Source organism: Martinezella sp. CNPSo 3795 (assembly GCF_057784475.1).
On sequence record NZ_JBXSOQ010000008.1, the window covers coordinates 113,305 to 132,170 of the forward strand.

At 61.4% G+C, this 18,866-nt stretch carries 16 protein-coding genes; 14 read left to right on the forward strand and 2 right to left on the reverse strand.

The window, feature by feature from the left end:
* Positions 1-142 precede the first annotated feature (142 nt).
* The 6 genes from mctS to AC13QY_RS21590 all read left to right on the forward strand — a co-directional run bounded on the left by mctS (position 143) and on the right by AC13QY_RS21590 (position 8,033).
* Positions 143-1,519 carry a two-component system sensor histidine kinase MctS gene (mctS, locus tag AC13QY_RS21565; protein WP_113330951.1) on the forward strand — a complete coding sequence of 459 codons (1,377 nt, stop codon included), beginning with the start codon at positions 143-145 and terminating at the stop codon, positions 1,517-1,519.
* Complete coding sequence (mctR, locus tag AC13QY_RS21570; RefSeq protein ID WP_113330952.1) at positions 1,516-2,157, forward strand: two-component system response regulator MctR; 642 nt, start codon at positions 1,516-1,518, stop codon at positions 2,155-2,157. The genes mctS and mctR overlap by 4 nt, the downstream gene beginning before the upstream one ends.
* A 267-nt stretch (positions 2,158-2,424) precedes the next feature.
* Positions 2,425-2,622: a DUF3311 domain-containing protein gene (locus tag AC13QY_RS21575; protein ID WP_068391887.1), complete on the forward strand. Its 198-nt coding sequence runs from the start codon at positions 2,425-2,427 to the stop codon at positions 2,620-2,622.
* Positions 2,612-4,087, forward strand: a complete 1,476-nt coding sequence (mctP, locus tag AC13QY_RS21580) for a monocarboxylate uptake permease MctP (protein WP_113330953.1) — start codon at positions 2,612-2,614, stop codon at positions 4,085-4,087. Before AC13QY_RS21575 ends, mctP begins: the two co-directional genes overlap by 11 nt.
* Positions 4,088-4,386: 299 nt before the next feature.
* The gene (gene ileS, locus AC13QY_RS21585; protein ID WP_488493940.1) at positions 4,387-7,269 is read left to right on the forward strand and encodes an isoleucine--tRNA ligase; all 2,883 of its coding nucleotides are present in this window, start codon (positions 4,387-4,389) and stop codon (positions 7,267-7,269) included.
* A 134-nt stretch (positions 7,270-7,403) separates the two neighbouring features.
* On the forward strand, positions 7,404-8,033 hold the full coding sequence (locus tag AC13QY_RS21590; RefSeq protein WP_113330954.1) for a hypothetical protein: 630 nt from the start codon (positions 7,404-7,406) through the stop codon (positions 8,031-8,033).
* 95 nt (positions 8,034-8,128) lie between these two features.
* Here the strand turns inward: AC13QY_RS21590 and AC13QY_RS21595 are convergent, their stop codons facing one another.
* The gene (locus AC13QY_RS21595) at positions 8,129-8,587 is read right to left on the reverse strand and encodes a nucleoside deaminase (protein ID WP_113421452.1); all 459 of its coding nucleotides are present in this window, start codon (positions 8,585-8,587) and stop codon (positions 8,129-8,131) included.
* Positions 8,588-8,659: 72 nt separating this feature from the next.
* On the opposite strand from AC13QY_RS21595, the gene AC13QY_RS21600 reads away from it, so the two are divergent.
* The 3 genes from AC13QY_RS21600 to AC13QY_RS21610 are packed head-to-tail and all read left to right on the forward strand — an operon-like array spanning position 8,660 to position 12,040.
* A complete protein-coding gene (locus tag AC13QY_RS21600; RefSeq protein WP_269244422.1) occupies positions 8,660-10,582 on the forward strand; it encodes a pseudouridine synthase in 1,923 nt (640 codons plus the stop codon).
* A gap of 6 nt (positions 10,583-10,588) precedes the next feature.
* The gene (gene rsmD / locus AC13QY_RS21605) at positions 10,589-11,155 is read left to right on the forward strand and encodes a 16S rRNA (guanine(966)-N(2))-methyltransferase RsmD (RefSeq protein ID WP_113330957.1); all 567 of its coding nucleotides are present in this window, start codon (positions 10,589-10,591) and stop codon (positions 11,153-11,155) included.
* A gap of 18 nt (positions 11,156-11,173) precedes the next feature.
* A complete protein-coding gene (locus AC13QY_RS21610; protein WP_113330958.1) occupies positions 11,174-12,040 on the forward strand; it encodes a patatin-like phospholipase family protein in 867 nt (288 codons plus the stop codon).
* Between the two features lie 54 nt (positions 12,041-12,094).
* On the opposite strand, the gene AC13QY_RS21615 is transcribed toward AC13QY_RS21610, so the two are convergent.
* A complete protein-coding gene (locus AC13QY_RS21615) occupies positions 12,095-13,915 on the reverse strand; it encodes a monovalent cation:proton antiporter-2 (CPA2) family protein (RefSeq protein ID WP_488493921.1) in 1,821 nt (606 codons plus the stop codon).
* 150 nt (positions 13,916-14,065) lie between these two features.
* On the opposite strand from AC13QY_RS21615, the gene AC13QY_RS21620 reads away from it, so the two are divergent.
* From AC13QY_RS21620 to AC13QY_RS21640, 5 genes are all read left to right on the forward strand, one after another.
* On the forward strand, positions 14,066-15,418 hold the full coding sequence (locus AC13QY_RS21620) for a TldD/PmbA family protein (protein WP_113330960.1): 1,353 nt from the start codon (positions 14,066-14,068) through the stop codon (positions 15,416-15,418).
* Between the two features lie 27 nt (positions 15,419-15,445).
* Positions 15,446-16,252, forward strand: a complete 807-nt coding sequence (locus AC13QY_RS21625; protein WP_113390232.1) for a 3'(2'),5'-bisphosphate nucleotidase CysQ — start codon at positions 15,446-15,448, stop codon at positions 16,250-16,252.
* 61 nt (positions 16,253-16,313) lie between these two features.
* Positions 16,314-16,559 carry a DUF4170 domain-containing protein gene (locus AC13QY_RS21630; protein ID WP_015338950.1) on the forward strand — a complete coding sequence of 82 codons (246 nt, stop codon included), beginning with the start codon at positions 16,314-16,316 and terminating at the stop codon, positions 16,557-16,559.
* Between the two features lie 178 nt (positions 16,560-16,737).
* Positions 16,738-18,057 carry a lipid IV(A) 3-deoxy-D-manno-octulosonic acid transferase gene (waaA, locus tag AC13QY_RS21635; RefSeq protein WP_113330962.1) on the forward strand — a complete coding sequence of 440 codons (1,320 nt, stop codon included), beginning with the start codon at positions 16,738-16,740 and terminating at the stop codon, positions 18,055-18,057.
* A 12-nt stretch (positions 18,058-18,069) separates the two neighbouring features.
* Entirely contained in the window at positions 18,070-18,801 is a 732-nt protein-coding gene (locus AC13QY_RS21640; protein ID WP_113353848.1) for an HAD family hydrolase, read from the forward strand.
* Positions 18,802-18,866 lie beyond the last annotated feature (65 nt).

Genomic DNA, 18,866 nt, shown 5'->3' on the forward strand with positions numbered 1-18,866 from the left:
TCGCGAAGTGATGGGGTGGAAAAGGTTTTCCGCCTCGTATCATCGCTCCGATTTCGGGCTGACATCAACGCCGCCAAGAGACTGTTGAATTCATGCCCGACAAGGATCATTGTTCCGCGCCGGTTTTTGGGAGGAGCAATCGTTGACACTACGCAACCAGATTATTGCGCTCGCGCTCGCGCCTCTCGTCATCTCGATCCTGGCAATCACTGCCTTCATTACTTGGCAGTCGACCAATCTTACCAAGAGCAATATCGAAACCTTCGAACAGAACATGCTGAGGGCGAAGGAAACGGAGATCGTCAACCTTACAAATCTTGCCGTGTCGGCCATTCAGGCGATCTATCGGGACGCAGCCCCGGACGATCAAGCCGCTAAGGACAAGGTAGCCGCGATCCTGACGTCGCTTGATTATGGACCGGACGGATACTTCTTCGTCTACGACTATGATGGCAACAACATCGTTCATCCGCGCGAGAGATTTCGTAACGGGCGCAATTGGATCGATTTGACCGATCCGGACGGCGACAAGGTCATCGCGGAGCTCATCAAGACCGCAAAAGCCGGCGGGGGCCTGCACCAGTACAAATGGGAGAAGCCTTCCACCGGCCGTGTCGCCGATAAGCTCTCATTCGCTGTCGGCCTTGATAAATGGCACTGGGTTGTCGGAACCGGCGTCTATCTGGATGATATTTTTACCCAGACTGCTGCGGCCAATGCCGCCATGCGGGCAAACATAAAAGGAACCTTTGTCGTCGTCACACTCATTGCCGTCCCTGCTGTTCTGGTCGTCTTCACGACTTGCATGCTCTTGACCTTCCGTGAGCGACGCATGGCCGATGGTCGGCTGAAGGAGCTGACGCAAAGAGTGATTGATACGCAGGAGGAGGAACGCGCCCGCCTTGCGCGTGAACTGCACGATGGCGTGTCGCAGAATCTCCTCGGCGTGCGCTATGTCATGGACCTTGCCAACCGCAAGGTACGAAACCAGGTCGATGATGCCGCCACGACGATCGAGAAGGGTATCGATACCCTGAACAGCGCAATCAAGGACATCAGGCGGCTCTCGCATGATCTGCGTCCCCGCGTGCTCGATGATCTTGGCTTGACGGCGGCGCTGACCGCGCTCGCGAACAATTTCGCCGAGCGGACCGGGATCGCAACCGAGATCGAGGCTTCCGGCTTCACCAGCATGCTGAAGCCGGAAGCCAATACCGCGCTCTACCGTGTCGCGCAGGAGGCCTTGAACAATGTGGAGCGCCATTCCGGGGCGACGGTTCTTGCGATCAAACTTTGGAGTGATCGCGGGCGTGCACGCTTGAGAATTTCGGACAACGGCATTGGTTTTGACGGCACTGGCGACGGCAAAGGCGGACTTGGGCTGAGGAACATGCAGGAGCGGATGGCACATTTCCGCGGCCTGCTTCTCGTCCAGAGCAAGGCCGATGGTACGACACTGATTGCGATGCTGCCGAAATCGGCCAATGCCTCGCCAAGAGCAAAGGTGGATGCGGCATGAAAAGCGACAGGATCAGTGTTCTGTTGATCGACAATCATCCCGTGGTGTTGGACGGATTGAAAGCCGTGCTGGAGACGTTTGACCACATAGAGGTGGTCGGGACGGCAAACCTTGCGCAGATCGGCCTGGAGGTCGGACGACGGACGCTCCCGCAGGTTACCTTGATGGATATCAATATGCCGAAGCTGAGCGGTATCGAGGCGATCGAGCTCTTTCGCCGGGAGCTTCCGGAGACGCGGATCGTGATGCTGTCCATGCATGACAGCCGCGAATACATCTCCTCGTCGATCATGCGCGGTGCGGTCGGATATATCCTCAAGGATGTTTCGACGGATGAAGTCGTCTGCGCCATCGAGACGGTAGCAGCCGGCGGGACTTATTTCTCGTCCGGCGTTCGCGACATACTGGTGGCAGACACGGCGCAAAATGAGGCTGATCCTCTGACCCCGCGCGAGCGGCGCATTCTGGGCTTGATCGTTACAGGCAGGAGTAATCGCGAGATTGCCGAAGAGCTTCAGATCACGCCCGCGACGGCGGAAACGCATCGCAAGAATTTGAAGAAGAAGCTTGGCATCGCAACGACCGCCGGTCTGATCCGCTACGCGCTTGACCACGGCATCGCAACCGCGGCGGGCTGACGTCCGCCTACCCACTTCTGGGTAGGTTTGACGATTTCGCATCAGCTAATATCTTGTTCGGACGGTAGACTCGCCGTAGGACTTTATCAGCGGCTGCCCGCAGGCGGGCCGTTGGGAGGAATTCACATCCGTTGGTCTGGCCCTGCATGGCCAAAGCTCCTCGGCTTCGGCCCTAGGGCGCACATTGCAATCGCAGACTGATGCACCCCTTCCACTCTGACAACTGCAACAAGGTGGCGCGCAGACACCGCGTGAGAGGTATCGGACATGGACAAACGTTTCGGGACGGCGGCCTGCTGGCTGCTCGTCATTCCCTACATAGGCTTGCTTTGGGTCCCCTTCTACAACAGCCACGATCCGGTGCTGTTGGGTTTCCCCTTCTTCTACTGGTATCAGCTGGCCTGGGTGCCGATCACCGCCTTCCTGACCTGGATCGCCTATCGGAGCATGCGCCATGATGACTGATATCGATCCGACAGCTCTTGCCGTCTTCATCTTCTTCCTGGCCCTCGTGACCGTCATGGGCTTTGTCGCTGCCCGCTGGCGCCGACCGAAGACTCTTGCCCATATTGATGAATGGGGTCTTGGCGGCCGCACCTTCGGCACCTGGATCACCTGGTTCCTCGTCGGCGGCGACTTTTACACCGCCTATACGGTCATCGCAGTTCCAGCCCTGGTCTACACTGTCGGTGCCTATGGCTTCTTCGCGTTGCCCTATACGATCGTCGTCTACCCGTTCGTCTTCATGGTCATGCCGCTTCTCTGGAGGCGTGCGAAGGACCACGGCTATGTCACGGCGGGCGATGTCGTCCACGGGCAATATGGCTCGCGGGCGCTGGAACTGGCGGTCGCTCTGACGGGCGTCATCGCCACCATGCCCTACATTGCCCTGCAGCTCGTCGGCATGACGGCGGTGTTCAAGGCGCTCGGACTTCATGGCGAATTGCCGCTTGCCGTCGCCTTCATCATCCTGGCGCTCTATACCTATTCGGCTGGCCTTCGCGCCCCGGCGCTGATCGCCTTCGTCAAGGACATCATGATTTATATCGTGGTGATCGCGGCGATTGCGCTTATTCCAGCCAAGCTCGGCGGTTATGCCAATGTCTTTGCGGCCGCCGATGCGGATTTCAAGGCCAAGGGCGCGGGCAGCCTCCTGCTCGGTGGCAACCAGTACGTCGCCTACGCGACTTTGGCGCTCGGCTCCGCGCTGGCGGCCTTCATGTATCCGCATACGCTGACCGGCATCTTCGCCTCCAACAGCGGTAATACCATCCGCAAGAATGCGGTGCTGCTGCCGGCCTATACGCTGCTGCTCGGTCTCCTGGCACTGCTCGGCTATATGGGCCATGCGGCGCAACTGAAGCTGGATAGCCCGAACGATGTCGTTCCGGCGCTATTCCAGACGCTGTTCTCGAGCTGGTTTGCAGGTTTCGCCTTCGCGGCCATCGCCATCGGCGCGCTCGTTCCCGCGGCCGTGATGAGCATTGGCGCTGCCAATCTCTTCACCCGCAACTTCTGGAAGGCCTATGTCGATCCGCAGGTTTCCGATGCCGGCGAGGCAAAGGTTGCCAAGATGACCTCGCTCGTCGTCAAGGTCGGCGCGCTTCTCGTCATCATTTTCCTGCCGACGCAGTTCGCGCTCGATCTGCAGCTTTTGGGCGGCATCTGGATATTGCAGACGCTGCCGGCCCTGGTCTTCGGCCTCTATACCAAGTGGTTCCGTGCGCCGGCTCTGCTTGTCGGCTGGTTCGTCGGCTTCTTTGGCGGCACCTATCTCGTCTGGGATGCCGGCTGGAAGCCGCTGCATATGGTCCCCCTCGGCGAAGCGGGTTTCACTGTCTACACCGGACTGCTGGCGCTTCTTGCCAATATCGTCGTGGCGATCATCGTCAATGCGGTGATGCCGGCGCGGGCGGAAGCACGGGCCTGATCCGAACAATGCCCTTATGGCCGCGGATGGAAACGTTCGCGGCCATTCTCTATGCCGGCTGCGTTGTTTCCTCTTCCTTTCCTTGGAAAAAACGCCTATGAACCGGCGACCATGACCCAATTTCGGCTGAGCCTATCGATACGAATTATTGGCCCGGCCTTCCGCGCGCTCTAAGCTGCCGGAAGGTCCGGGTTTTTGGCGTCTCGTTCAAGAGGCGCTTTCCGCCGCCGAAAAATCCCCATATGGCTGCGCCAGTTCAGGCGCAAGACGCCCGAGACACCAAGGCAATTGTCACGACTATGACCGATACCGCTGAAAAGATGGATTACTCCAAGACCCTTTACCTGCCGGAAACCGATTTTCCGATGCGCGCCGGGCTGCCGCAGAAGGAGCCGGAACTGGTGAAGCGCTGGGAGGAGATGAACCTTTATAAGAAGCTGCGCGCTTCCGCCGCCGGCCGCGAAAAGTTCGTGCTGCACGACGGCCCGCCCTACGCCAATGGCCATATCCACATCGGCCATGCGCTGAACAAGATCCTGAAGGACGTCATCACCCGCTCGTTCCAGATGCGCGGCTATGACAGCAACTACGTTCCCGGCTGGGATTGCCACGGTCTGCCGATCGAATGGAAGATCGAGGAAAAGTACCGCGAGAAGGGCAAGAACAAGGACGAGGTCCCGGTGAACGAGTTTCGCCAGGAATGCCGCGACTTTGCCGCCGGCTGGATCAAGATCCAGTCTGAGGAGTTCAAGCGCTTGGGCATCACGGGCGATTTCGACAATCCCTATCTGACCATGAATTTCCATGCGGAATCCCGCATCGCCGGCGAACTGTTGAAGATCGCCCGCACCGGTCAGCTTTATCGCGGCTCCAAGCCGGTCATGTGGTCGGTGGTCGAGCGCACGGCGCTTGCCGAAGCCGAAGTCGAATATGCCGATGTCGAGAGTGACACGATCTGGGTGAAGTTCCCGGTGGCTGAAGGCCCGGCGCATCTTGCAGGTGCCTTCGTCGTCATCTGGACGACCACCCCCTGGACGATCCCCGGCAATCGCGCGATCGCATACTCCTCGCGCGTCTCCTATGGCCTCTATGAGGTCACGGAAGCCGCCAATGATTTCGGCCCGCGTCCCGGCGAGAAGCTTGTTTTCGCCGACAAGCTGGCAGAAGAGTCCTTCGCCAAGGCAAAGCTGCAATACAAGCGACTGGCGGATGTGACCGCTGCCGATCTGGCCGCAGTCACCTGCGCGCACCCGCTTGTCTCGCTCGGTTATGGCTTCAAGGTGCCGCTGCTCGATGGCGATCACGTCACCGATGATGCCGGTACGGGCTTTGTGCACACCGCACCCAGCCACGGCCGCGAAGACTTTGACGCCTGGATGTCGCATGCACGCGATCTTGAAAAGCGTGGCATCTCCTCCGCCATCCCGTTCCCGGTCGATGATGCCGGCTTCTACACCGCCGACGCCCCGGGCTTCGAAGGCGGCCGCGTCATGGACGACAACGGCAAGAAGGGCAATGCCAACGATCTCGTCATCAAGGCGCTGATCGAGACGAACACGCTTTTCGCCCGCGGCAGGCTGAAGCATTCCTATCCGCATTCCTGGCGCTCGAAGAAGCCGGTCATCTTCCGCAACACGCCGCAATGGTTCGTCTATATGGACAAGGACTTTGCGGATGGTTCGACGCTGCGTTCGCGCGCCTTGAAGGCGATCGACGACACCCGCTTCGTGCCGGCTGCCGGCCAGAACCGTCTGCGCGCCATGATCGAGCAGCGCCCGGATTGGGTGCTGTCGCGCCAGCGGGCCTGGGGCGTGCCGATCGCGATCTTCGTCGACGAGCAGGGCAACATCCTGCAGGATGACGGCGTCAACGCCCGCATCCTCGAGGCTTTCGAGCAGGAAGGTGCTGATGCCTGGTTTGCCAAAGGTGCGCGCGAGCGCTTCCTTGGCGAGAAGGCCAACGAGCCCTGGACGCAGGTCATGGACATCCTCGACGTGTGGTTCGATTCCGGTTCGACCCACACCTTCACGCTGGAAGACCGCCCGGACCTGAAGTGGCCGGCGGATGTCTATCTCGAAGGCTCCGACCAGCATCGCGGCTGGTTCCACTCGTCGCTGCTCGAAAGTGCCGCGACCCGCGGCCGTGCGCCTTACGATACAGTCGTCACGCATGGCTTCACCATGGACGAACAGGGCCGCAAACAGTCGAAGTCGCTCGGCAACGTCGTTGCCCCGCAGGACGTGATGAAGGACGCTGGCGCCGATATCCTGCGCCTCTGGGTCATGACCACGGACTACTGGGAAGATCAGCGCCTTGGCAAGGCTATCATCCAGACCAATGTCGATGCCTATCGCAAGCTGCGCAACACCATCCGCTGGATGCTCGGCACGCTGGCGCACGATAAGGGCGAAGTGATCGCCTATGCCGACATGCCGGAGCTTGAGCAGCTGATGCTGCACCGTCTCGCCGAGCTCGACGAGCTGGTGCGCGAAAGCTACGACGCCTTCGACTTCAAGCGCATCGCCCGCGCCTTGATCGATTTCGCCAATGTCGAGCTGTCGGCCTTCTACTTCGACGTTCGCAAGGATGCGCTCTACTGCGATGCGCCGTCGAGCCTGCGCCGCCGTGCCGCTCTCGCCGTTATCCGCACGATCTTCGATTGCATGGTGACGTGGCTGGCGCCGATGCTGCCCTTCACCACGGAAGAGGCTTGGCTCTCGCGCAATCCGTCGGCGGTTTCCGTTCATCTCGAGCAGTTCGTCACCGTTCCGGCCGAATGGAAGAACGAGGCGCTGGCCGAGAAGTGGAAGAAGATCCGCGCTGTGCGCAGCGTCGTCACCGGCGCGCTGGAAATCGAGCGCAAGGACAAGCGCATCGGCTCCTCGCTGGAGGCTGCCCCGGTGGTCTACGTCGCCGATCCCGAGCTGTTGAAGGTGCTCGAAGGGCAGGACTTCTCCGAAATCTGCATCACCTCCGGTATCACCATCCTTGGCGAACAGGGGCCTGCGGATGCCTTCCGTCTCGACGACGCCGCGAAGGTCAGCGTCGTGCCCAAGCTTGCCGAAGGCCGCAAATGCGCCCGTTCGTGGCGCATCACCACGGATGTCGGCTCGGATCCGGAATACCCGGATGTGTCGGCTCGCGATGCGGCGGCACTGCGCGAGCTGATGGCTGTCAACTGAAGAAAGTTGCCGGATGAATTGCCTTTGCGGCATTCATCCGGTAAAAGCTGCCTGAAAATGGCCTGAATTTTACGGCAGTTGCCGTTGAATGGGGTCCTATTGCGTTTATTCCGGCATGGCTGGGAAGGGTTTTCATGAGAGCGATGCATAAGGTTCGTGTCGGCGTCAGCTTGGCGGCACTTGTGGTTGGCTGCGGCGCCATGTCCGGTTGCCTTAGCAGCCCGACTTACGGCACCGACAAGACGGCCGGCGTCCAGCTCCTCGATGACCTCGGCGATATCGCCTCCGTTTCTGCCGCAACGCCGAAAGACAAGGGTGTAAAATACCCGAACAGACCAGGCCTGGTTATTGGTGGCGACAAGAACACCCTGACTCAGCCGCAGCAGTCGCTGGCCAGCAAGGACAACCCGGCCTGGCTGGAATCGCCGGAAGATGCCCGCAAGCGCCTTGCCGCAGAAGCCGACGAGAAGAAGAACGACGTCAACTATCGCTCGCCGCTGGCTCAGGCCGACAGCGCCAAGAACCATCTGAGCGAAGCGCAGCAGACGGCTGCCTATCGCGCTGCCCGTCAGGACCAGGCCGGCACCTATATCGATCAGCGTCGCTATCTGATCGACCCGCCGCAGCAATATCGCCAGGTATCCGATCAGGCTGCTTTGAACGATCTCGGCACGCCCGAGTCGAAGAAGGAAAAGAAGCGCAAGAAGGATGCCGAGGCTGCGCAGCAGACCAACAACAGCAGCTGGTGGAAGCCTTTCCAGTAAAAAGATTTCAAGGCGGCGGCAGCTGCATAATCCTTGAATCGGAATCGATTTAAGGGAAGATTATGCAGAATTTTAAAGTGTTACAGCGCCGCTTTTCAGTCTTCGGAGCGTTTCGCTTGGAAGAAAGCTCTGAGGATGTCGGCGGATGCGGTTTCGCCGAGGCCGGAATAGACCTCCGGCGCATGGTGACAGGTTGGTTGACGATAGAAGCGCACGCCATTGTCGACACCGCCGCCCTTCGGATCTTCGGCACCATAATAGAGACGGCGGATGCGCGCGAACGAAATGGCGGCGGCGCACATGGTGCAGGGTTCCAGCGTCACATAGAGATCGGCGCCCGCAAGACGTTCCTGGCCCAGTTCCTCGCAGGCCAGGCGGATGGCGACGATTTCGGCATGGGCGGTGACGTCATTGAACTCGCGAGTGCGGTTGCCGGCCGCCGCGATGACCTTGTTGTCGAGCACGACGACGGCGCCGATCGGCACTTCGCCACGTTCTCCAGCGCGGCGCGCTTCGACCAAAGCAAGCTCCATGAATTGATTTGTAGCCGCCATTCAAGTTTTTCCACTTAACCGCAAGGGCGTGACCTGATAGGAACACGCGTTAAAAATTCAGGCAAACAACAAATGACGATGAATGACAAGCCCAAGCGGCCTGGGTCTAAACCCTTTGCTGGCGACAAGAAGACGGTAAAACGGGATGGCGCGAAGCCTGCGAAGGTAGCAGCCGTCAAAGCTGCGGAAGCGACCGCGGTCGAGGATGGAAAGGCCGAGCGCATTTCCAAGGTGATGGCGCGCGCCGGCGTAGCGTCTCGCCGCGATATCGAGCGCATGATCCTGGATGGCCGCGTCAAGCTCAACGGCGTGCTCCTCGATACGCCCGTGGTCAATGTGACGCTCGCCGACAAGATCGAGGTCGACGGCGTGCCGATCCGTGGCATCGAGCGCACCCGTCTGTGGCTCTATCACAAGCCGGCAGGCCTGGTGACCACCAATGCCGATCCGGAAGGGCGTCCGACCGTTTTCGACAACCTGCCGGACGAGCTGCCGCGCGTCATGTCGATCGGCCGTCTCGACATCAACACCGAAGGTTTGCTGCTGCTGACCAATGACGGCGGCCTTGCCCGTGTTCTGGAATTGCCGACCACCGGCTGGCTGCGCCGCTATCGCGTGCGCGCCCATGGCGAGATCGATCAGGAAGCGCTCGACAAGCTGAAGGAGGGCATTGCCGTCGATGGCGTGCTTTACGGCTCGATCGACGCAACGCTCGACCGCACGCAGGGGTCCAACGTCTGGATCACCATGGGCCTGCGCGAAGGCAAGAACCGCGAAATCAAGAACGTGCTCGGCGCGCTCGGCCTCGAGGTCAATCGCCTGATCCGCATCTCCTATGGCCCGTTCCAGCTCGGCGAGTTGCCGGAAGGCCATGTGCTCGAGGTGCGCGGCCGCACGCTGCGCGATCAGCTCGGTCCGCGCCTAGTCGAAGATGCCAAGGCGAATTTCGATGCGCCGCTCTATAACGCCCCGGCCGTGGCCGAGCCGGAAGAGGCGGATGCTGGGAAGCCGGCTCGCACGGCCAAGGAAGAGCGCCCGCGTCGCGAGCGTCCCGAGGATAAGCGCGAGCGCGCCTTGAGCCGTCTGGACACCAAGCGCGATGCCAAGCGTGATGATCGCCGCGAAGGCGGCCACAAGGACGACGACCGGGCGAAGCGCCAGCCGCTCGGCCCGCGCCGCAGCGCCAACGTCTGGATGGCGCCAGGCGCCCGCCCGCTCGGTGAAAAGGCGGCAGCGAAGGCCGCCAAGAATGCAAAGACCGCCTTCCGCCGTGGCGAGATTGAACGCCCACAGCGCAGCGGCTTCGACCGTGCGGATGAAGGCCCGCGCGTCCGCATCAATCGCGTCGACGAAGGCGATGGCGAATGGATTCGTTCGAGCGAGGAAGCGCCGCGCAGGTCGCGTGGCGACGACGAGGGCTTTGATCGCAAGCGCTCGCGCGGCGATCGCCCCCAGGGTGATCGTCCCGCCCGTGGGGAACGACCGTTTGGTGATCGTCCCCGCGGCGATCGGGCGTTTGGCGATCGTCCGCGCGGCGAACGCAGTTCTCGGTCGGAGAGTGGTGACCGTCCTCGTGCGAAGTCCTTCCAGGGTGAAGCCCGCTCCGAACGGTCCTTCGGAGATCGACCTGCGCGCGGCGACCGGCCTTTCGGCGACAAGCCTCGTGGCGACCGGCGTCCGCGTGCCGAGGGAGACGAGCGTCCGCGCAACAAGTCTTTCGGCGGTGAACAGCGCTCCGAACGCCCCCGCGGCGATCGCCCGTTTGGTGATCGTCCGCCCCGTGGTGACCGACCCTTCGGCGATCGGCCGGCCGGCAAGCCCTTCGGCAAGAAGCCTGGCGGCAAATCCTTTGGCGGTAAGCCGGGCGGAAAGCCCGGTGGCTCGCGTGGCTTTGGCGGCAAGCCGGGTGGCGCAGGTCGCCCATCCGGCGGTCCGCGCGGCGGTTCCGGTCGGGGTGGCCCCGGCAGGGGCGGCCCCAAGGGCGGCAGGGGCTGACGCGCGGTGAGGATCGTCGGCGGTGAGTTTCGCGGTCGCTCGCTTGCAACGCCGAAGTCGAACGATATTCGTCCGACGGCGGATCGCACGCGCGAAAGCCTGTTCAACATCCTGAACCACGCCTATCCCGAGGCCATCGATGGCACGCGGATGATGGACGTTTTTGCCGGCACCGGCGCCGTCGGGCTGGAGGCAGCCTCGCGGGGCTGCCGTCACGTGCTCTTCGTGGAAAGCAGCGTCGAGGGCAGGGGCCTTCTCTGGGAGAACATCGATGCGCTCGGCCTGCATGGCCGCACGCGCATGCTGCGTCGTGATGCGACGGACCTCGGCAGCGTCGGCAATCTCGAACCCTTCGATTTTCTCTTCGCCGACCCGCCATACGGCAAGGGGCTGGGCGAGAAGGCTTTCGCGGCCGCTGCCGCCGGTGGCTGGCTGGTACCGGGCGCTCTGGCGATCCTCGAGGAGCGCGCCGATGTCACAGTTGCCGCGCCGTCTGATTTCCTGTTTCTGGAGGAGCGAATCTTCGGCGACAGCAAGATGCATTTCTTCCGTTACCAGCCGCTGGCGGCCTGACGGAGGAAGGAGAACACTATGGGCGATTATGCTGATTTCGTCGGCAGCGACTATCCGCTCGCCGCCTCCGGCACGCCGAGCGTCGCAGTCGCCTTCGGCTGCGGCGGTGCGCGCGGTCTCGCCCATATTCATATCATAGAGGCGCTGGACGAACTCGGCATTCGCCCCGTCGCCATAGCAGGCTCCTCCATCGGTTCGATTATGGGCGCGGCCATGGCCGTCGGCATGAGCGGTGCTGAGATCCGCGATTATACCCTGGCAACCGTCGGTAATCGCCCGGCCGTTCTCAACAAGATCTGGAGCCTGCGGCCGGTCAGCATGCGCAGCATCCGCTTCGGTCAATTCAATCTCGAACGCATTCTGCGCACCTTCCTGCCGCCGGCCATCCCGGAAAGCTTTTCCGAGCTGCACATCCCGCTGAAGGTGGTCACGACCGATTATTACGACCAGGCGGAGGTCGTCATCGAGAAGGGCGAACTCTTCCCCGTGCTCGCCGCTTCTGCGGCCATTCCCGCCGTGTTCATGCCGGTCAAGCTCGGAGACCGCGTAATGATCGATGGCGGTATCATGAATCCGGTTCCCTATGAACATTTGGCCGGTCTTGCCGATATCATCATCGGCATCGACGTCGTCGGCGGGCCGGAAGGCAGCGGTCGACAGGTTCCGAACCGTATCGAGAGCCTGTTCGGTGCCGGCCAGCTCACCATGCAGTCCAATATTGCCCTGAAGCTGCGCCTGCAGGCACCTCAAATCTTCCTGCGCCCCGCCGTCGGCCGCACCGGCGTCCTCGATTTCCTGAAGGCACGCGACATTCTCGCCATGTCGGCCGGCATCAAGGACGAGCTGAAATTCGCGCTCGACCGGGTGATGACCGCGAAGAATTAGTATCCGCCAATAAGCCGCTGGCTGTGTTTCGCCAGGATTATGCAAACGAAGCGACTAAACCCGCTCCGGCTCTTCTTGTGGCAATGCCACCAGATCGTCGGCGTCGCTGTAAGTGTCGGCGGCACGCTTCGGCTTGACCAGCGGTTCGGGCTTGACCGGGCGCGAATAGAGCATGTCTGTCCCGGCCTGCAGGCCCTCGCTCACCTGTAGTACGAGCCTTTGCTCGTCGCGCTTGCGGATATCCTCGCCGATTTCATAGGCCTCGGCTTCGCTGACGCCAAGTGCTTCCAGGGTGCGGCGGCCGAAGAGCAGGCCGGATTCCAGCGTCTCGCGCAGCTCATAATCCACGCCTTTGTGACGCAGCTCGATCGAGTGAATACGATCATAAGAGCGGACGAAAAGGCGCGCATGCGGATAGTCCGTCTGCACAAGTTCGACGATCTTGTCCGTCACCTCGCGCAGATGCGTGCTGACGACGACGATCTTGGCGCGGTCAATGCCGGCCGCGCGCAGTACGTCCTTGCGAGTGCCGTCGCCGAAATAGATCCGGAAGCCGAAGCTCGATGCCTGGCGGATGCGGTCGGCGGAGAAATCGATCACGGTCACGTCGCGGCCGCTGGCAAGCAGGATCTGTGCGGCAATCTGGCCGAAACGCGAAAAGCCGATCATCAGCACATCGGAACCGGCGCCCTCGAAATCCTCGTCCAGTTCTTCCTGCGTATCGCCCTTCACAAGCCGTTTCGCCAGCGCGGAACTGAGCGGTGTCAGCGCCATCGACAGCGTCACGATGGCGATCAGCATCGATGCCGTGTTCGCCGAGAAAAGATTGCCGTTGGCGCTGGCCGCGCTGAAGAGCACGAAACCGAATTCGCCGCCTTGCGGCAGCAGCCCCGCGATACGGACGGCATCATTGTGCGGCGAGCCTGCGACCCGGCAGAGCGCATAGATCACGACCGCCTTGATGACCATCATTACCGGGACGGCGAGCACGATCATCACCCAGTTGTCGAGGATGACGTCGAGTTTCAGCGATAGGCCGACTGCGATGAAGAAAATGGCGAGCAATACGCCGCGGAAGGGCTCGATATCTGCTTCCAGCTCATGCCGATAGGAGGATTCGGCCAGCATCACACCGGAGAGGAAGGCACCCATCGCCATGGAGAGGCCGGCAAGCTGCATCAGCGTTGCCGATCCCATGACGACGAATAGGGCGGCGGCAATCATCGCTTCCCGTGCGCCGGTGCGTGCGATCACCTGAAACAGCGGCGTCAGCAGATAGCGCCCTGCGATGATCATCGCTGCCACTGCGCCGATGGCAATGGCGAGACTTGGCAGTGGATTGGCGGTTTCCTGCACGCCGCCGAGAACGGTGATCAGCGCCAGCAGCGGCACGATGGCAAGATCCTGCAGCAGCAGCATCGAGAAGGAGCGCTGGCCGTATTTCGTGTTGACGTCGCCCTGCTGTTCGAGGATCTGCATCGCGAAGGCGGTCGAGGAAAGCGCCAGGCCGAAACCGATGATGATGCTGCCCTTCCAGCCGGCAATGCCCCCGAAATAGGCGGCCACCATCAGCGCAAGTCCGCTGAGAACCACCTGTGCCGTGCCGAGGCCGAAAATATCCCGGCGCATCTGCCAGAGGCGGGACGGCTTCAGTTCCAGGCCGATGATGAAGAGCAGGAAGACGACGCCGAGTTCGGCCACGGCCAGCACGGCCTCGCTGTCGCTGATGCTGTGGAGAATCGGCCCGATCACAACGCCGGCGGCGAGATAGCCGAGCACGGTGCCAAGCCCCAGTTTCTTGAAGATAGGCGCCGTGACGACGGCACCGCCGAGCAGCAGCAGGGTTTCAGTGAAAAGCGTATTGGGGGCGGACATCGTCTGTTTCTTTCGGTGGGGCAGGCGGTGTTGCGACGCTTGGTCATGATAAACAACCATGCGTGAAGGGATTAGAACAAGAATCGGCTTTGCCGCCCTTGATGCTTTATGTAGTGCACAATAAATGGAACGCGAAGGAAAGGCCAAGTCATGACCTCTGAAATCGATTCCGCCACTCTGCTTTCCCGTGCCAGCCAGTTGATCGACCTCGCCCGGAAAGCCGGTGCGGATGCCGCCGATGCCGTCGTGGTGCGGTCGAGAGCCCATTCCGTCAGCGTCCGTCTCGGCAAGGTCGAAGGCACGGAATCCTCCGAGAGCGACGACTTCTCGCTGAGGGTCTTCGTCGGCAATCGCGTGGCGAGCGTTTCGGCCAATCCCGGCTTCGATCTCAACGCTCTTGCCGAACGCGCGGTCGCCATGGCCAAGGTTTCTCCGGAAGATCCCTTTGCCTGCCTCGCTGACGAAGCGGACCTCGCCAAGAGCTATCCCGATCTCGAACTGTTCGATCCGACCGAGGTCTCCACGGAGCAGCTGCGTGAAGCGGCCCTTGCGACCGAAGCTGCGGCACTCGCTGTTCCTGGCGTCACCAACTCCTCCGGTGCCGGCGCTTCGGCCGGCATGGGCGGCCTCGTGCTCGTCACCTCACATGGTTTTGCCGGCCACTATATGGGCTCGCGCTTCGGGCGCTCGGTCAGCGTCATTGCTGGCGAAGGCACCGGCATGGAGCGCGACTATGATTTCGACAGCCGCCTTTATTTCGCCGATCTTGATGCGGCCGAGGAGATCGGCCGCCGCGCCGGCGAACGAGTCGTCAAACGGCTCAATCCGCGCCAGGTTCCGACGGGCAAGAACGTCACCGTCGTTTTCGACCCGCGCGTCGCCCGCGGCTTCGTCGGCCATATTGCCGGCGCGATCAATGGCGCTTCCGTCGCCCGCAAGACCAGCTTCCTGCGCGACAAGATGGGCCAGCAGGTGCTGAAATCGGGCCTCTCGATCACGGACGATCCGCTGATCGTGCGTGGCCCATCCTCGCGCCCCTTCGACGGCGAGGGCGTATCGGGCAAGCGGCTCGTCATGATCGAGGACGGCGTGCTGCAGTCCTGGTTCCTGTCCACGGCAACCGCGCGGGAAATCGGCGGCGGACTGAAGACCAACGGCCGCGGCGTGCGCGGCGGTACGTCCGTATCACCCGCGTCCACCAACCTGGCGCTGGAGCCGGGCGATATTTCGCCGGAGGACCTGATCCGCAACGTCGGAACCGGCTTCTATGTTACCGAGTTGATCGGCCAGGGCGTCAACATGATAACAGGCGAGTACAGCCGCGGCGCCACCGGTTTCTGGATCGAGAACGGCGAATTGACCTTCCCGGTTTCAGAGGTGACGATCGCCTCCAACCTGAAGGACATGTTCATGCGCGTGACGCCGGCAAACGACATCGACCGCGATTTCGGCATCGCTGCTCCGACGCTTGCCATTGAGGGCATAACGCTGGCAGGCCGCTGAGAAACGAGCGGAGATTGGAATTAATCAATGATCGATAGCAAGGCCGGCCAATTGAGCGACGTGAACCTGATCGTGGGTGCCGCGCTCGAGGCGGGCAAGATCGCTCTCGGTTTCTTCCGGCAATCGCCAGAGGTCTGGTGGAAGAACAACGGCCAGTCCCCGGTCAGTGCTGCCGATTTTGCGGCGAACGAAAGCCTTGCCGTCACATTGCGCTCGGCGCGCCCGGACTATGGTTGGCTTTCCGAGGAAACCGACGACGATGCCGAGCGTCTGAAGCACGCGACCGTCTTCGTCGTCGACCCCATCGACGGCACCAGGGGATTTCTTGCGGGCCTGGATCTTTGGTGCGTCAGCGTCGCCGTCGTCACCGATGGGCGGCCTGTGGCGGGCGTGCTCTACGCGCCAGCGCTTGACGAGCTCTTCGTGGCGACGGCTGGTGGGGAGGCCCTGAAGAACGGCAAGCCGATCCGCGTGTCTCAGAGAGTCGGTGATGACATCCATCGGCTGGCGACCGGCGAGGATATGCTGAAGGGCGTCGATCCGGATTTCCGCAAGACGGTCGAGCGGGTGAAGCACGTGCCGTCGCTCGCCTATCGCCTCGCCATGGTGGCGGACGGGCGCCTCGAAGGAACGATCGTCAAGCGCAACTCGCATGACTGGGATCTGGCCGCCGCCGATCTTATTCTGGAGCGGGCCGGCGGCGCGCTCGTGGACCTTTCGGGCAATGCCCTCAGCTACAATCGCGCCGAAGTATCGCATGACGAGCTTTGCGGTGCATCGGCAGCGCAATTACCGGAGTTTCTTCGTCAACTATCGAACCGACGAGACGGTTGACCTTTCCGTCAAAATCCCGCAGATGAAGGACGGAGGGGGACGACAGTAGAAAGAGACGAAAATGACTGATACCAGCGGCAAAAAGCAGCTCCTGCACCTTGTCTTCGGCGGTGAATTGGAAAACCTCGAAGAGGTCCAGTTCCGCAATCTCAACGAGCTCGATATCGTCGGCATGTATCCCGACTATGCGAGCGCGCTGGTGGCATGGAAGTCCAAGGCGCAGCAGACCGTTGACAATGCCCATATGCGTTATTTCATTGTCCACCTGCATCGTTTGCTCGATCCGCAGGAAAAAGCGGCATCCTAAGCGCCTCGCACCGAATTTTGCATTTGATATCTCTATCCGGTACAGCCCCGTCGCTTTAAATCCGGTCATGAAGCAGTATCTTTGACACAATAAGAACGAAAATTCGGCTGTTTATTCGGCCGGTTGATAATCGGGATTTGGCATTGATGGTGATCAGCTGGGATAGGAGGCGAACGAAATGAGTAGCCTCAGGGCGCGTCTTGCCTTGAGCGCCTATCGCTTTGGCGGAATCGCAGTCTATCCATTCATCGGGCCTTATCTCGCGGTTCGCGCGGCCAAGGGCAAGGAAGATAGTTCCCGCAAACTGGAGCGCTCGGGTTATGCGAGCGCCAACCGCCCGCAGGGGCCGTTGATCTGGTTCCATGCCGCGAGCGTGGGGGAAACCTCGGCCGTCATTCCGTTGATCCGCGAGATCCGTCGCCGCGACATTCACGTTATCCTGACGACGGGCACGATGACCTCGGCCAAGGTTGCACAGCAACGTCTTGGCGAAGAGGTCATCCATCAATACGTGCCGCTCGATCTCAAGCCCGCCATCAAGCGCTTCCTCGACTACTGGCAGCCCGATTGCGCCATTTTTGCCGAATCCGAGATCTGGCCGACGACGATCATGGAGCTTGGCCGCAAGCGCATTCCGCAGATCCTCGTCAACGCCCGCATGTCGGATCGATCCTTTGAACGCTGGAGCCGGCATCTCTCGCTTGCCGAGGCGTTGTTTGAAAATCTGGCCCTGGTCGTGGCCCAGTCCGACCTCGATGCCGAACGCTTCCGCGATCTCGGCGCTTTGCAGGTTCTGAAATCGGGCAATCTCAAAGTGGATACGGATGCACCGTCATATGATGCACCGACGCTCGCCGGCTACATGAAGCAGATCGGCGACCGCAAGACCTGGGCCGCGGTCTCCACTTTCGAGGGCGAGGAGGGTGCTGCAGCCTCCGTCCATTCGATGCTCAAGGAGCATAACGGCCAGCTTACCATCATCGTGCCGCGCCATCCCGAGCGCAGCGACGCGATCGAGGCTATGCTCGCTGAACAGGGTCTCAAAGTGGCGCGCCGCACTCGCAACGATATCCTTTCGTCCGATGTCGATGTCTTCCTTGGCGATACCATCGGCGAGATGGGGCTTTATCTGCGGATGACCGAAGTCGCCTTCATGGGCAAGTCGCTGTTCAATGAAGGAGGCCAGAATCCGCTTGAGCCGGCCATGCTCGGTTGCGCGATCCTGACCGGCGGTCATGTCCAGAATTTCCGCGATTCCTATCAGCTGCTCGCCCGCCGCGGCAGCGCCCGCATGGTGCGCGATACCGAGATGCTGGCGCGGGGCGTCCATTATTTGCTCACCAACGACACGGCACGACGCAGCATGATCGATGCCGGCTTCGCAGCCGTGCATGAAATGCGTGGTGCACTGGCAGCAACGGTGAAGGGGCTGGAGCCTTATATCAATCCGCTTTCGGTCAAGGCACGGCTGATGCCGAAGACGATGGCGAACGGATAAGAAGGGAAGGGCATGACAGCGGCCAAGCTGGGAGCGATTGCGGGCATTCTTTTTGACAAGGACGGCACGTTGCTCGACTATGACCAGAGCTGGCTGCCGGTCAATCGTGAGCTCGCACGCATCGCTGCTCAAGACGATCCTATCCTCGCCGATCACCTTCTCTCCGCCTGCGGCATGGACCCGATTTCCGGTCACATTGTGCCCGACAGCCTGCTTGCCGCCGGCAATACCAGGCAGATTTCCGAGGGCCTGGTGGCCGCCGGCTCGAAAGTGGATGTCGCGGAGCTGGTGGAAAAACTCGACGCGCTTTTTGCACATGCAGCCGATTTCTCTTCGCCCGTGACAGATCTCGCCGCCTTCTTCCGGCGCCTGCATGAGCGCGGCTACAAACTCGGCGTTGCCTCCAGCGATAATGAGCGCTCCATCCGCCAGACGGCGCGCCGCTTCGGCTTCATCGACTATGTCGATTATATCGCCGGCTACGACAGCGGCTTCGGCACCAAGCCGGAGCCGGGAATGGTACTCGGCTTTTACGCCGCGACCGGCCTTTCGCCGGCACAGGTCGCCGTCGTCGGCGACAATAATCATGATCTCCACATGGGCCGCAATGCCGGTGTGGGCCTGACCGTCGGCGTGTTGACGGGCACCGGCTCGCGCGAAACGCTGACGGCGGCATCGGACTATTGCCTCAACGACATTACCGAGCTGGAAAGCCTGCTCCTGCCTGTGGCACAATCGGCCTGATCCTGGCAATGGCTTGCTTTTTCACGCAATCTGGCCTTTCTTGCCGCTTTGTCGCGGGCACAAGA